Annotated in this window: 11 protein-coding genes; 4 read left to right on the plus strand and 7 right to left on the minus strand. The window is 46.2% G+C overall.

What is annotated here, in order from left to right; all coding sequences use genetic code 11:
- Positions 1 to 236 precede the first annotated feature (236 nt).
- From VV1_RS11085 to speA, 5 genes are all read right to left on the minus strand, one after another.
- Positions 237 to 647, minus strand: coding sequence for a type 2 periplasmic-binding domain-containing protein (locus tag VV1_RS11085; RefSeq protein WP_011080220.1), 411 nt, complete (start codon positions 645 to 647; stop codon positions 237 to 239).
- 10 nt (positions 648 to 657) lie between these two features.
- A complete protein-coding gene (locus tag VV1_RS11090) occupies positions 658 to 1,821 on the minus strand; it encodes a hypothetical protein (RefSeq protein ID WP_011080221.1) in 1,164 nt (387 codons plus the stop codon).
- Positions 1,822 to 1,926: 105 nt separating this feature from the next.
- Positions 1,927 to 3,393, minus strand: coding sequence for a methyl-accepting chemotaxis protein (locus VV1_RS11095; protein ID WP_193387263.1), 1,467 nt, complete (start codon positions 3,391 to 3,393; stop codon positions 1,927 to 1,929).
- A 489-nt stretch (positions 3,394 to 3,882) separates the two neighbouring features.
- A complete protein-coding gene (speB, locus tag VV1_RS11100) occupies positions 3,883 to 4,818 on the minus strand; it encodes an agmatinase (RefSeq protein WP_011080223.1) in 936 nt (311 codons plus the stop codon).
- Positions 4,819 to 6,729 (minus strand): arginine decarboxylase, encoded by a 1,911-nt coding sequence (gene speA, locus VV1_RS11105; RefSeq protein WP_013571559.1) that lies wholly within the window; start codon positions 6,727 to 6,729, stop codon positions 4,819 to 4,821.
- A gap of 213 nt (positions 6,730 to 6,942) precedes the next feature.
- Here speA and VV1_RS11110 point away from each other — a divergent pair, with 213 nt between their 5' ends.
- Positions 6,943 to 7,419, plus strand: coding sequence for an HAD family hydrolase (locus tag VV1_RS11110; protein ID WP_043920975.1), 477 nt, complete (start codon positions 6,943 to 6,945; stop codon positions 7,417 to 7,419).
- A gap of 116 nt (positions 7,420 to 7,535) precedes the next feature.
- Here VV1_RS11110 and VV1_RS11115 read toward each other — a convergent pair whose 3' ends face one another.
- Positions 7,536 to 8,366, minus strand: a complete 831-nt coding sequence (locus VV1_RS11115) for an HDOD domain-containing protein (protein WP_013571561.1) — start codon at positions 8,364 to 8,366, stop codon at positions 7,536 to 7,538.
- A gap of 214 nt (positions 8,367 to 8,580) precedes the next feature.
- Between VV1_RS11115 and VV1_RS11120 the strand changes: the two genes are divergently transcribed.
- From VV1_RS11120 to VV1_RS11130, 3 genes are all read left to right on the plus strand, one after another.
- The gene (locus VV1_RS11120) at positions 8,581 to 9,153 is read left to right on the plus strand and encodes a DJ-1/PfpI family protein (RefSeq protein ID WP_043920976.1); all 573 of its coding nucleotides are present in this window, start codon (positions 8,581 to 8,583) and stop codon (positions 9,151 to 9,153) included.
- Positions 9,153 to 9,704 carry a GNAT family N-acetyltransferase gene (locus VV1_RS11125; protein WP_206760889.1) on the plus strand — a complete coding sequence of 184 codons (552 nt, stop codon included), beginning with the start codon at positions 9,153 to 9,155 and terminating at the stop codon, positions 9,702 to 9,704. Before VV1_RS11120 ends, VV1_RS11125 begins: the two co-directional genes overlap by 1 nt.
- 251 nt (positions 9,705 to 9,955) lie before the next feature.
- Positions 9,956 to 10,765: a helix-turn-helix domain-containing protein gene (locus VV1_RS11130; protein WP_011080229.1), complete on the plus strand. Its 810-nt coding sequence runs from the start codon at positions 9,956 to 9,958 to the stop codon at positions 10,763 to 10,765.
- A gap of 103 nt (positions 10,766 to 10,868) precedes the next feature.
- On the opposite strand, the gene VV1_RS11135 is transcribed toward VV1_RS11130, so the two are convergent.
- Positions 10,869 to 14,753, minus strand: coding sequence for a zinc-dependent metalloprotease (locus VV1_RS11135; RefSeq protein WP_243742141.1), 3,885 nt, complete (start codon positions 14,751 to 14,753; stop codon positions 10,869 to 10,871).
- Between the last annotated feature and the right edge of the window lie 13 nt (positions 14,754 to 14,766).

Below are 14,766 nucleotides of genomic sequence, written 5' to 3' on the forward strand. Positions count from 1 at the left end.
TTGGTTGTGGTAAGAGCCTGATTGGTGTTTAGACTTAGCCCCGATGAAAACGCTGCAGTAATTAGATACCGAAAGAGCATTTAGGGCCGTTAAATAGCAAGGAGTGCAAATGAAAAAATGATAAGTAGTGTTTATCGGTTCTTGGTTAATGAAAAAGGCGCGAAATGTCGCGCCCTTTGCTCGTCTTCAGCTGTGACCCAAGAGGTGCTTGAAACGGATTGTCTGTGGCTGGCCTGCTAAAGTTTGAGTAGGACTTTAACATCAGCCGTTAATGCTGACTCGTCAACGTACCCAATCGCGTTTGTGTTGCTGGTCACTTCCGCAATCACACCTGCATAGTCGGCCACTTGGATGGGTGCTTCTGCTTTGCCAGTAAAGACCAATCGTGACCATGCGGATTGCAGCTGAGACTCACTGCGCCCTGTGGCTAGGTTGTGAAAAGCAATACGTCCTTCTGAGCCATCGCTAAGTTCAACAATGCGTGCTTTTGCACCGTTGGTGAGCAGATTTTTTTGCCCCAAAAAGAGCTTTTTGACTTCATTTTGGGAAAGAGAGTCGACGCCCGCTGCATTACCAATGACAACCATGCCTGCCATCGCATTGAAAGAGAGTAGGGATGCTGCAAAAAATGGAATCAGTTTGTTCATGAGAGGCTCCTTAGAAAACGAAATCTAGACGGGCAGAGTAAACCACGCTGTCTTTTTCATTAAACGCTCCAGTGTTATCAATGTTGCTCTTAAAGCCGCCACTGGTGTTTTGATAATCGGCGTACGTGATATCGAATTTCAGTGCCATGTTGGTGGCGAAATCCCAACGGCTTCCAATGGAGTAGGATAAGCGCTCATAGTTCATCAAGCGATTCAACCCGAGCGCTTGTTTATACGCAGGAAGGTTTGTTGCGGCAAGGGCAGGAGTTGGTGCTGGTCGCTCATCGTTATCGGTGGTTTGCATCCAGCTTACCGCTAAATATGGCGTAAAGGCGGCCACTCGGTAACCCAGCAAGCCCGAAGCAGAGCGGGTATCACTGAACTTGCCATCGAGCTTCACGTCCGTCGCTTCGATGTTCGCGAGCAGGCTGCCATTATCATATTGCGCGCCAAGTGAAATGAACTGGCCATCTTGCTTGTGAACGCCTAACAACGCAGCACGTTGGCAAGGGGCCGAGTTGGTATCTCCTTTGTCGCATTTAGGATTGGCTTCGGCGATAAAGTAAGAGCCGCGCAGCGAGAAGTCGCCGTAGTTCCAGTTAGCAGAAAGGCCGAGCATTTTGTCCAGTTTGACTTCGCCAATGCTCGAATCATCCTCATCGATGGTGGCAATGCCGACAACGGGCTGTAGCAGTAGGCTTGAGTGCTCAAATTCAACCGGGATAAGAAGATCTGCACCGGTGTAGCTCTTAAGTACGATGTGCTCGTAAGTCTCTTGAGACGGACGAATCATCGGGTAGGCGTAGCCTAAATCAATGTAGTCAGAATAGAAGAACAAAGGCAAACGCAGTTTACCCGCGCGAGCAGTGAAAGCTTCAAATTCGTAAGAGGCGTAGGCCATTTCAATTTTAGGCGCATAATCATAGCGGCTGTTTGCCACCAATTGGGTGACAAACTTCACCTTGTCGTTGATTTGAAAATCAAACTGAAGACCCGCCAAGGTTTCTTGTTCCCAATCGATTTTTTCCGCTGTGTATCGTGCGTAACCAATATCGTTGTTTGATTTGCCCATACCGACGGAGCCAAATCCACTGATGGACAGATCCTCAAGATTGGCAGCATTGGTGCTAAAAGTGGTAGCAACGATGAGGCTTGCTAACATGGTTTTTTTCATTCTGAACTCCACTACTGTGTTCGTTATTTTTGCTTTTTATGAAATTTAAGGTGCGGCAATCCACACCTGGTCAACACGACCAAGTGCCAAAGCAAGTGCGAAGGATTACTTCACCTTAAAGTGTCCGGTTAAACCGGATAAGTTTGCCGTAATTGCGTTGATGTTTTGTGCTACTGCGTCAAGTTCGCCGACGCTGTCAGCGGTGCCCTGTGCCATACTGCGAATGTTGTCGACGATGGCTTCAATGTCACTGGAGGCACGTTCCTGCTCTTCGGTTGAAAATGCAATCAGGCCATTTTTACTGCTGATGTCGGAAACGTCTCTGGTGATGCGTTGTAAGGATTGCTCTGCGACCAACGATTTCTGCACGCACTCTTCTGCGCGGCAAGCGCTCTCAGAAATGATGTTTGCGGCCGTTTTGGTTTGTTCTTGCAACTCATGCAAAACGGATTGGATCTCTTGGGTGGAAGATTGAGTACGAGAGGCCAGTGTTCTGACTTCGTCAGCAACGACGGCAAACCCACGCCCCTGTTCTCCTGCTCGGGCGGCTTCAATCGCTGCGTTCAAGGCGAGCAGGTTGGTTTGTTCGGCGATGGCACTGATGGCATCGAGTATCGAGCCTGCGTTTTGCGTATTTTGATCCAATTGCTGAACCACGAGTGAGGCATTTCTCACTTCGGCCGTCAGTTCTCGAACGGCAACAATCGTGCTTTGGACCTGCGCTTCGCCGTTGGCAGCTTCTTCACTCGCGCTATTGGCGGATGTGGAGGCTTCACTGGCGTGCGAGGCGATGTGTTTCGCTGCGTCGAACAACTGGCCAAGTGAATGGGACACATCTTCAATCTCTTTATATTGGCGTTCAGACAAGTCTGCCGTAGTGTGGCTGGAAGCAACCAAAGTGCTGGATATTTGGTCCAGTTTGCTCACGTTCTCAATGGTTTGCGTGACGTTGTGCTGAAGTTTGGTGACAAAAGCGTTGAATGAATCGACAACGGGTTTCAGTTCATCATTTTTCTCGTGACGGATGCGAACAGTAAGGTCGCCATCGCCGTCGGCAATATCACGCATCTTTTCTGCGAATGAGCCTAAATCTAGTCTAATGCCGCGAGTGACAAACCAACCCATCAAAATGGTGAGCAACAATGCAGTGGCGCCCAACACACGCATGAGTTGAGTGGCCGCGACATTGTTCTGTTCAAGCTCCGTCACGGAGCGTTCAAAATCCGCGACTCGAGCATGTGAAAATTGCTGCATCTGATTTTTTAGTGCGTCAAGCGTCTTTCGATTGGCGTCTGCTTTTTGCGCAGCGGCGGAGAGATCAAGGTTGCCATCAATCATGCCGAGAGCCACATCATAAGTTGATTGAAAGTAAGTATTTAAAAGCCGACGCAACGTGGTGGTTTGTTCACGTAACGCGGGTTGCAATGTCGCCTGTAACGCAAGGTTCTCAACGATTTCCTCAAGCGTGGTGCGGTTCAAATCCAGCAGCTCTTCATCGCCTAGGGTAACCGCAAGGTTAAAGCGCTCTGTAAGTTGGGAGAGCAGCACTAAGTTGAGCGCTGCGGAGTTCATGACGGGATAGTACAGTTTGTCGATATGACGAACCTGTTCAGTGTTATTGGTCAGGGTGGAACCACTAATGGACAACATGCTAGCAAATCCGAATAACGATAGAAGGCATAGTGCAAGCACCTTCCCTCGAATAGACAGTGACATCATGCAGACATCCTTCTAAAAGAAAAAATAAATATAAAAATTATAATCTTGGGTATTAATAAACCGCGTCCATGTTACCGCTAATGACATTCATGACATTAGAGTATTTATGTAAGTGAGCGTAAGCTGGTGACGTAGGGTGAGCGAGAGGGTCTTGTTTTAAAGGTGGTAAAGTCGGCATGCCATCGGTGCAAAATCACTTCGCTGCGTGGTTCTCTTTGGATTAGAGGGGCGATCTCTTTCGTGGGAAAAGTGATAAAAGGTGGGGAAAACGATAGTCTAGAAAGACAAAAATCCGATAAACAGAGTTTATCGGATTTGGTGGTCTTGCTTCAAAGTCTTCGCTTAGAACTCTGATTCAAACTCTTTATTTGCTGCCCAAGCGTACATAAGTTCCAGCGCAATGGTTGCGCCAGCCAGTGCCGTCAAATCGCTTTGATCGTATGGAGGAGAGACTTCTACCACATCCATACCAACGATGTTAACGTCTTTTAGGCCACGGATGATTTTCAAAATCTTGTCCGAGTTCAAGCCACCGCAGACAGGTGTACCAGTTCCTGGTGCAAAAGCCGGATCGAGACAGTCGATATCAAACGTCACATACACCGGCTTATCTGCCACGATGCGGCGAATATCTGCAAGGATCTCTTCTACGCTCATGTCGTTGGCTTGCATCGCATTGATGACGTTAAAGCCGTGACCTTCTTGCTTGTACTCAGTACGGATACCGACTTGTACGGAATGCTTAGGAGAGATAAGCCCTTCTTTTGGCGCATGGTAGAACATGGTGCCGTGGTCATAGCTGCTGCCGTTTGCGTACGTGTCGGTGTGCGCATCGAAGTGGATCAGTGCCATTTCACCGTAGTGTTTTGCGTAAGCGCGCAGAATAGGCAGCGTGATGAAGTGATCACCACCAAGGCCAAGCATTGTTTTGCCACTTTTTAGGATCGCAGAGGTAGCTGCTTCCATACGGTAAGTGAAGTCTTCTGCATCACCACAATCGAAGACAAGATCGCCACCGTCAATCACTTTCACCTTTTTGAAAAGGTTGAAATCCCAAGGGAATTTCTTACCTTCCCATGCAAGATTCACCGATGCACGACGGATCGCATCTGGGCCCATACGCGCGCCAGGACGACCAGAGGTTGCCATGTCTAGCGGTGCGCCAAAAACAACTAGGTCAGCGTCTGCTGCGACAGGATCTTTGACATACGGACGACGCACAAAACTCATCGAGTTTGAGTAGAGTGAATAATCAGTTTTAGTAAACAAATCATTCATTTAGAAATCCTCTAAATAGGTGTAACCAGACAGACCTTGTTCAAGCTCTGCTAGAATTTGTTGCTGTTCCTCTTGGTCAACGCGCTGCGATACCAAAGAGTGATAATTTTTGCGAATTTGGTCTACATCGATGTGTACGTAACGCATCATGTCTTCGACGGTGTCGCCTTCGTTGATGAAATCGATGTTGATCTCACCTTGGTCGCCCACGTTCACCACAACACTGTGGGTGTCACCAAATAGGTTGTGCATGTCACCAAGAATTTCTTGGTATGCACCCACGAGGAAGAAGCCCATCAAGTATGGCTCATCTTCGTTCCATGCAGGTACTGGCAGTGTACTTTCGATGCCTTGACCATCTACATAGGCGTCAATCGCGCCATCTGAGTCACAGGTGATGTCGAGCATCACTGCACGGCGATCAGCGGCGTTTTGTAAGCCAGACAGTGGCAGAACAGGGAAGACCTGATCAATACCCCATGAATCTGGCAATGATTGGAACAATGAGAAGTTGACAAAGAACTTATCCGCTAAACGCTCTGACAATTCATCAAGAATTGGGCGATGGAAGCGGTTCTTCGTGCTCATCAAACGGTTCAATTCATAGTAGATACGCAGCGATGTTTGTTCTGCCCACGCGCGATGTTCAAGGGTTAATACCCCGGTCGCAAACTGTGAGTGCACTTCCGCCAAGTCGCTTTGCGTATCGTTGTAAATTTCGATCAGTGCACGAGCATCGGTGCCATTGTGCAAGTTCAACCAGCTGCGCCACATGTTGTTCAGTAGAAGAGGGAAGTCTTCTTCTGGCTCTGTCACGGTTTCTGGTTTGTAAGTTTCAGTACCAATTACGTTCGAGATCAACACTGCGTGGTGTGCTGTCAGTGAACGACCAGACTCAGAAATGATCACTGGCATTGGTTGCTTGTAATCTTTACACACGTCACCCACGGTATTGACGATATTGCGTGCGTACTCCACCAAGCCGTAGTTCATCGAGTTGGAAGACTGGCTGCGAGTGCCATCATAGTCAATCGCCAAGCCGCCACCCACGTCGAAATACGTGATGTTGGCACCCAATGTACGCAGTTCACAGTAGAAACGTGCTGATTCATTCACACCATTACGCACATCGCGAATATTCGCCATTTGCGAACCTAGGTGGAAGTGGACGAGCTGCAAGGTATCGAGTTGGTTTTCTTTCTTCAAACGGCTGATCACATTCAGCACTTGTGATGCAGAGAGACCAAATTTCGATTTCTCGCCACCGCTGGCTTGCCACTTACCTGCACCTTGAGAAGCCAGGCGAATACGGATGCCAAGACGGGGTGTCACACCAAGACTTTTTGCTTCTCTTAACACAAGGTCTAGCTCGGACATTTTCTCAAGTACGATGAAGACTTTGTGACCAAGTTTTTCACCAATCAGTGCCAAACGGATGTACTCACGGTCTTTATAACCGTTACAAACGATAACAGAGCTTGCGTGCTGAGCCATGGCTAGAACGGCGAGAAGCTCAGGCTTACTGCCTGCCTCTAGGCCTAGCTGTTTGGTTTCCAGTTGTGCCTGGCTGGCAAGAATCTCGTCTACCACTTCACGCTGTTGGTTTACCTTGATTGGGTACACTAACAGGTATTTATTTGGGTATTGATATTCTTCAATTGCCTGGTTAAACGCGTCACAGATTGAATGCACACGTTGATGCAGGATTTGCGGAAATCGAACCAGCACAGGTACATTGAGCTGACGCTCTTCTAGCTGCTTAACGATTTTGCTTAGCTGAATCTGATGGGCATTATCACTACGTGGGGAAACGTACATTTCGCCTTGGTCGTCAATACCGTAAAAACCTTGACTCCAGTAGTGCACGTTGTAGTCGGCGCGAACGCGGTCTAATTTGGATGTTTGTTCCACATCTAATCTCACAGAGTATATCCGAAATACAGCAACGGATATTAAGAACAAAACATGAGTGGAAAGTCCCTCTCATGGCCTGGCACGCAACGCGTGTTGCGCGAATTAACGGACAATTTATCACTTGAGTCTAATGAATAAAATTGATTATTACGACAAGAGTTTATTATTGAGAGGTTGGTAAAAAGGCCAGCGAATTTTCATGGAGGAACAATGCATAAAGCGATCTTGTTTGATTGGGGAGATACTCTCATGATTGATGACAAAACTCAGCAAGGAAAGATGAGGTATTGGGATAAAATTCAATTGGTTAATGGTGCTTCTGAGACCTTAAGAAAACTGAGCTCTGTCTATCCACTTTACGTTGCAACCGGTGCTGGCGATTCAACAATTAAAGATATTCATGCAGCATTTGCACGTGCTGAAATCGATGTTTTCATTAAAGGCTATTTTAATCGGCAAAACATTCCGTTTCTCAAAGGCTCAAGTGACTTTTATCTCGCCATTTCCTCTGCGCTGGGGGTAAAGCCCCAAGAGCTTTGTATGATTGGAGACAGTCTAGATAAGGACATCATTCCAGCCAAGCAGGCTGGGCTTTCCGCCATTTGGTTAAATCATCACCGGCATACACCGCCGCCTCAGATCGTGGCCATAACCCAGTTGCAGGCGCTTGAAAATTTGTTGTTATAAAAGAGGGCTGCAACGAAAAGCGGTAGGTCAAATCAAAACAACCGAGTGAAGACGCTGTCATGGCTGCTCCCCCGATTGTTTGATTGTGAGACTAAATCAAGTTAGCTCAGCCACGGCTAAGCGGCCACCATTTGCATTGCCAAATCACGCCCGTTTCCTCTCACTTTATCTATCTTGTCGACAAAAGCGGCGGAGATACACAGCAGCCGTGAATCGGGATGATTGGCTAGGAAATGTGCTTTTTCACTGGGATCTTTAAAATCATCCCAACTTTTGTTTATTGCACGAGCGAAATGGATAATGGTCGCGAGCTTTGGTGATACATCGGCCTCTCTGGGTTCATGGAAATGTTCAATTGCATCCGCCATCTCTTCAGGAAACTTCCAACTTCGTGCCAATTTGGCCCCTAATGTTGGTGATGAAACATTCAGTAGCTCTTCTTGTACTGCAATGGCGTCTGCCCCTTTATTAACGCGTTGATTAATCTCTACGGCTTGTTCGGGTACTAACGTGTGGATCATCAACTCGCCAATGTTGTGCAAGACTCCAGTGGTAAAGGTTTCATTGACGTCCATTCCCGCTTCTGCCGCCAATTTGGACGAGATGACCGAAACCTCGAAGGTGTCGGTCCAGTATTTTTCCATATCTAAGGTCTTGACCCGCGGGAAAGCGCTAGAAAGTACCGAGGCGACCACTAACGTTCTCACGGGGCCCGTGCCGACACGAATCAAAGCATCATTGATGGTGGCGATGGATTTCGTACCACCAAAGTGGGCGGAATTGGCCATACGTAGCAATCGGGCGCTGAGCACTTGATCCATCGATATCTTTTTCGCTAAAGCGCCAAAGTTAACCTCTTCTTGGTTAACCATCTCCAGTAATTCTTGCAGCAGACTTTGAATACGTGGTAATTCATTTAATCGAGTTATTAACGCAGCCTGACTCATGATCATTCTCCTCAATGCTCAGCATAATGAGCGTTAGCCATTTGAATATAGGTCAGGTCATTTGATATTTACAAAAAAGTAAATAATAACGATGGTGGCCCTTGATGCCCGTATGGGGAGGTAAATCAGAGCAGTGACTTCGCAGCGTTAACTGTGCTGAGAAAAGCGCTTAAACCACTTGGAAGTGAAACAATGGATAATCAGTGAGGCAAGGATGAACATTGGAATTTATATTTATGATGAGGCGGAGGTCCTCGATTTTTCAGGGCCATTTGAAGTGTTTTCAACCGCCAACCGTTTTGGTGAAAACCATTGGCAAGTCGCATTGATTGGCGAAACAGGCAAGCCGGTGAAAGGGCGAGGTGGCTTCTATGTTCAGCCTCACTATTCCATCGACAATCACCCTCACTTAGATTTGCTTTTGGTTGTAGGGGGCGATCATCGTGATGAAGTCAAGAAACGCAATGTTGTCAACTGGATCGGTACAACGGCAATGCAGGCGAGTTTAGTCGCCTCCGTGTGTACCGGAAGCTTTCTGCTGGCGGAAGCTGGCTTGCTTGATGGTTTGCAAGTCACGACGCATTGGGAAGACATCGAAGATTTAAAACAACGTTACCCCAAGCTGACGGTTTTGTCGCAACGACGTTGGGTGGATAGCGGAAAGTACACCACCAGTGGTGGCATTTCTGCTGGTATAGATATGAGCCTCTATTTGGTCGCCAAGTTGAAAGGCGAGGGTTTGGCTCGTCAGACGGCCAAGCAAATGGAGTATCAGTGGAATCAATAATGAGGTCATCAGTGACAAATGTGGAGCAAGGGCGTTTTCATTTGAGAATGCTAAGTGGTAGCGATGACGCATCGCTGCTGGTATTTGAATACGAAAATCGCCATTGGTTTGAGCGTTTCATCACACCGCGAGACGCGTCGATGTTTTCTGAGCAGGGGATCCGAAAACACATCGATTATTGTTTATCAGAATACCAACACAAGCGAATGCTACCGATGATTGTTGAATCGGATGAGGGTGCCATTGTGGGGCGCGTGAATTTTCACGACATCAAGTTTAACCGTGGCGTTGCGACGCTCGGTTATCGATTTTCTGAAGAGAGTGCAGGAAAAGGCATTGCTACACAAATGGTGACGAAATCGATGGTGGTATTGGAAAACTTAGGCTTTAGAAGCGTGCTTGCCGTGGTTGCCTCTGATAATTTTGCATCGCAAAGAGTGCTCGAAAAGTGTGGTTTTAGGCAGATGAACTTGATCGCAAATTATGTGATCTTGCATGGTCAATCGGTCGATTGTTTTCGATATCTGTATCAATTTAAGGTTAAAAAGTAGCCACACTTAACAGAAATTAGAAAAAATACTCTAAATGATGAAATTAGAGGATGATGTTCTCTTTGTTATTGTTTTTAATGAATAAACGAGATAACTACTTAAAATGTGTGTGTTTGGTGATATTTGTTCCATAAATGATAAAACACGTTTTTGAGCACATTATTTATAACTAAATCAACATAAATAGTTGCGAAAGATTTGGAACTGGTTACAAATGTAGCCCGGAAATACTAATAATAGGGAAAGAAGATATGCAAGATACCACTCCCGAGTATCTGTTGGCTGCTTTAAGACAGGCGATCAAAAGCAAGGGGCTGACATATCGAGAGTTGTCTGACAGGTTAGGAATACCTCTTTCTACGTTTAAAAGACACCTTTATAGCTCGAACATTTCGCTCGATAAGCTGCTGGAATATTGCCGTGAGACAGATACTTCGCTAGAAGAGCTGCAAAAATTGGCGGTTCAGTTACAAACTAACGATGAAAATTACTTCAGTCACACTCAAGACGAAGTGTTTTTCAATTTTCCGGAACTTTACGACTTTTACCGAGAAATTCGTCATTTGCGCGATAAAGACGGATTTCGTTGGATGAAAGAAAAACATGGGCTTGATGAATCAACCACTTACTCCTATTTCCGTGCTTTGGAAATGTTAGGTTTGATCAAGTTAAGTGAAGATCACAAGTTCAGTTTGATAGGTCCAATGTACTATCGTTTTGCGGACAACTCTAAGCTCAACAAAAAGTACACACAAACACTGAAAGAGCAGACTACGGCGTACAAAGATTGCGTCAAAATTGGTTTTTCACGTATGAATTTGACCGATGACCAACTTAAAGCGATTGGTAAAGTGATTGCCAAAGAAGTGCTGAAGTATCATAGCGAAAACATGGCGGAAGGTAATTTTGAAGTGTCTGATTTCAAAAACGTGCTCTTGATCGCGAGCCCGCATGAGCCGTTGATGTTCTCTGATGGCATTGGAAAACTGCCAAGTGATTTCTTAAACCAAATCAAAGATGCAATTGACAAATCAGGCGATAAGCCGAGTCTTGCTCTCTAGAGTGGGATAAACGAACTCTTTGGCTATCTTGAATGAAAACTAAAAAAGAGCCGTCACATGAAGCGGGGCGGCTCTTTGTTTTACTGACGTTGTTACTTTGTACTTAATCCATTACGGGCAACTGCTCAATGGAGCGACGGTAGCGACGGTACTCACCAGAATTCCATAGCCAGATGCTTTCCACTGGAATAGCGTAATATTGTGCGTAGTCTGGATTCTTCTTAATCTGTTCCTCGATATCTTTTTCAGCTTGTGCGGAAAAGGCAATTAGATTTTCAAGGTATTCAGGAGCACTTTCTTTATTGGCATCAATAGCTTGCCAAGCGACCAAAAGGTCGTTTTGCTTGTGACAGCCATTGGCAGCATCTTGCCCTTTAGGGTAGTAGCAGTTGTTTGTCTTATCATGGACAAATTTTGGGCTAAAGGGGTTAAATAAGCTGTTAAATGAGCTAGCACCATTCAGTACTTCAACGGTGTTACTGTCTCGCAACAAATACAATGTAGCGTCCTTTTGTGAACGGATACCTAACTTAGCAAAGTTAAGGTATGTATTTACTGGATTAGGCAAATTATTCAAAAGCTCAAGGTGTAGCTCTCTTCCATCAATAAACATGGCTTTTTTAGCAATCTCTTTTGCCAGACCATTGCGACGTGTCACCATGTATTTACGTGCTTTCCAAGTAAATTCGTAACCGCCTTTCAAGTCGACAGATAAGCTTGGTTTCGTCAGAGTAATATCGTCGATCAAATGTTGCGAGCTATCAGAAAGCCCATACTCTTCAGCTTGGCCGAATGCCACTAAGTTGGTCAGCAACGCATTAAAATATGGTGTTACGGTGCTCTGTGACAACTGGAAGTAGCTTTTAATACCATAGAGATATGGCGGCACCTCAATAGAGCTACGCAGATCTGGTACGTAACGTGACTTGGTTTCAACATACTCACCAGTTTGATCAACGAAGACAGGAGAACGGAACTTGTCATCGGCGAAACCCAAGTAGCTAAGGTACTCTTTCATTTTTCTTGGTGTGCCTTTAGTGCCACTGCGAACATCGGAAACATCCATTAGTGCCATATTGGATTTAGCTCTCACACTGTTCCAATCATTTCGTTTGACCAGCATCTGCGCGGCGAGCAGCTTATCAGGCCAAATTCCCATTAAATCAATGGCGGAGGATGAGGACTGATGCGGGTTGTTGGCTTTCATATCGGCATACGGGCGGCCATCACGCGTCTCAGCGAGTACTTTGATTGGCTGTGACCCTTTTGCTAACTCAGCGACCAAATCTTGGTCGAAACATGACTCTGGAAGCGTGGTTTTATAGTCGATACGAGGGCCATACTGTGTCCACAAATCATTCAACGCGACAAAACGATATAGCGGTTGGTCGTCGTTTGCGACTTCAATTTCACAAACATGATTAGGTTGTGCCATCACTTTGACAAAGAAATCTGCCGCTAATAAGGCTGCATCAAAGGTGTCACAAATCATCTGTGCCCCTTGTGGTAGCTGACTTCTACGGAACTTATATTGGCAGTTGTCTGTGTAGAAATTTGCTACGTTTTGCCCGTAACTCTCTTCCTCTTCCCCTTTAAGTTGCGCGAAGTAGTAGTCAATTTCACCTAAATCTTCAATAACTTTGCGAATTTCATTGAACTGATTGAGGCGCGCGACGGTGTAGTTATGCACCTGATATTCGTAAAACTGGTTACGTCCATTCCGCTTATTAAGGAACTCATAGCTATCCCAGTATTGCTGAATACGGAATTCGGTCAGTTCAAGGATATTGGTGCCTTCATCAAAACGATTACAGGTGGTTGTGCTGCTAGTGTTTTCATCCGAGCAGTAGTAGTAATTTTTAACGCTTTGAGTCGGTTGGCTATCGTCTAGTTTTTTCAACTGCTCTTTGAGCACTTCCAAAGTACCGAGTGGATAAGCACGGTAGTTTTGACGCACTTTTTCGTCGATTTCACTTAAGCTAACGTAAGCCACTGTCGTTTCGCCTTTATCATCAAGCGTTTGAACTTCCGCTTGACGTTGGTAGCCAAAACGCAATGCGGCAATATCGTACTTACCGTAAGTTGGCAGCTCGTCAAAAATGGACGCACCGTAGTCCATAATAGAACTGTAAGCGGGGACTTTGTCGTAGCCAAGTGCAGTGATTTCTTGCTCGTTATAGAAGTTACTTTTATCCATTGAGCCCATAAAGTTGTGTCGCAAACCGAGGTTATGGCCAAGCTCGTGGACTAACGTTGACGTATAAATGTGCTGCGAAATCTGTTTGGTTACTTGCGCTTGCTGATCGGCGTTGAGATCTTCCCACGCTTTGAGCTTGGTGTTGACCTTGTCGGCGTAATCTGGCGCAGAAGGGTCTAAATGAGCGTTGTCAAAATAGCCACCCGCTTTGTAATCAATACCTTTGATCAACCCTTTTGACTGAGTGCTTACCCACAAGAACTGATCAGAGTACATGTTTTGCTCAGCGTAGGCTTGGCGCTGTTTTGCGTAGGATAAAGCTTGTTTGTTGAAGCTGTATTCGTTCTGCATATCTGGGCGAAGCCAAGTCACTACGCCGTCATTGAAATCTGGCTCACTAGCAGCCACCAAGGGTAGGGACGTTTGAATATTGGTGATATTTTTATCTACGATGAAGTCAGAGACCCTTTCGGCACCAAAGGTCATGGAGGTGGTGCCTGCATCAGATTCATCGGTTCCATTGTTGACCGCTGGGTCTGTCTCATCCAATTTGAACTCTGCTGGGCGGGCAATCTCTTGGCGATTGTAGTGAACCGCTAGTCTGCGCCACATTTCACGAGCCGAAGCGCGGATCACACCTGCATATTGGTTCACATGCGCATGGACAATTTCACCTGTGAGCGGGTTGGTTGCTGATGGGCCGTAGCCTAGCAATCCGTTATCAACCGGATCGGTGATCAGGTTAAACATGTTGATACGCAAATCACCGGGATGTTTGCCTGCAGGTTTGTCTTTATTGACGATGTTGATTTTTGGCACACCAGTACCAGCGAGAATCTGGTTAATGTGTTCGATCGTATCGAGGGTGGTTTGCAGAAACTCCTTCCCCTCGGGTAAAAAATAACTGTCGCTTAAGTAGTAATCGATAGACTCTTTTTTCGGGTTGAAGCGGTTAATGAGTCGGAACTTCTCACCTTGTAGATTGGCCTCGCCATTGACTGAAAGCGGTGTTTTTTCATCATTAAAAAAACCATAACGCTGTGAGTCTTTGCCTGGGTAGTGGACCACTTCGTAATCTGGGCTAGCAAGCTTGTCGAGCTTCACCAGCGAGTAGAAAAAACGCGTTTTGAAAGAAAGATCTTCCAGTTGAGAACCAAATTGATACATATCATCAGCACTGGCGGTGAATGTGCGTTCAACTTCAACGTTAATGACACCGGCAGTCGCGTCGTATTCCCAATGCACTAAACGAGGCTCGGCGGTTTCTGTGACATTGTCAGCAGTCCACCATGCGTCAACGGTATCAACGGCCAATGACTTGATGCCCGCGTAATCGGGAGTGAAGTGAGTGGTATCTTGCCAGTTTAGACTGGCGTCTGTGTTGAGCTCTTCTTTGTTGGTGCACTCATCAAACTGATCTTCAGCGCAGCGATATTGCTGGAATTCACCAGGGATCTTAAGAACCGGAGCGAGGTTGATACTGCTGTCGTATCGGCTTGGCTTGCCATTAATAATGGTATCGCGGTCTACTTCTTCTGCGATGATGCCATTGGCTTTATCGAAACGCAGCGTGACTAATTTGGGCGTTCCCTGAAAAAATCCTCGTTGGGTTGCCGCGTAGCGTGGCGCTGCGCCTGTCGATGGCATATAAAGCCAAAGCGCTTCAGTATCTAAAGAGCTTTTAGTTATTTGCTCTTCAGCTCTCGGTTGATATTCATATGCGCGTTCCTCTGCGCCACAGCCATACAATGCCACAGACACCATAGTGGCGAGTAATAACTTTCTATACATGTTGTGCACCAGT

The organism is Vibrio vulnificus CMCP6 (assembly GCF_000039765.1).
GTDB lineage: Bacteria > Pseudomonadota > Gammaproteobacteria > Enterobacterales > Vibrionaceae > Vibrio > Vibrio vulnificus_B.

Bases quoted from the DNA above. Each gene is read 5' to 3' on its own strand.
- VV1_RS11085 (WP_011080220.1), bottom strand. From the start codon at position 647: ATGAACAAACTGATTCCATTTTTTGCAGCATCCCTACTCTCTTTCAAT.
- VV1_RS11090 (WP_011080221.1), bottom strand. From the start codon at position 1,821: ATGAAAAAAACCATGTTAGCAAGCCTCATCGTTGCTACCACTTTTAGC.
- VV1_RS11095 (WP_193387263.1), bottom strand. From the start codon at position 3,393: ATGAACTCCGCAGCGCTCAACTTAGTGCTGCTCTCCCAACTTACAGAG.
- speB (WP_011080223.1), bottom strand. From the start codon at position 4,818: ATGAATGATTTGTTTACTAAAACTGATTATTCACTCTACTCAAACTCG.
- VV1_RS11110 (WP_043920975.1), top strand. From the start codon at position 6,943: ATGCATAAAGCGATCTTGTTTGATTGGGGAGATACTCTCATGATTGAT.
- VV1_RS11115 (WP_013571561.1), bottom strand. From the start codon at position 8,366: ATGAGTCAGGCTGCGTTAATAACTCGATTAAATGAATTACCACGTATT.
- VV1_RS11120 (WP_043920976.1), top strand. From the start codon at position 8,581: ATGAACATTGGAATTTATATTTATGATGAGGCGGAGGTCCTCGATTTT.
- VV1_RS11125 (WP_206760889.1), top strand. From the start codon at position 9,153: ATGAGGTCATCAGTGACAAATGTGGAGCAAGGGCGTTTTCATTTGAGA.
- VV1_RS11130 (WP_011080229.1), top strand. From the start codon at position 9,956: ATGCAAGATACCACTCCCGAGTATCTGTTGGCTGCTTTAAGACAGGCG.
- VV1_RS11135 (WP_243742141.1), bottom strand. From the start codon at position 14,753: ATGTATAGAAAGTTATTACTCGCCACTATGGTGTCTGTGGCATTGTAT.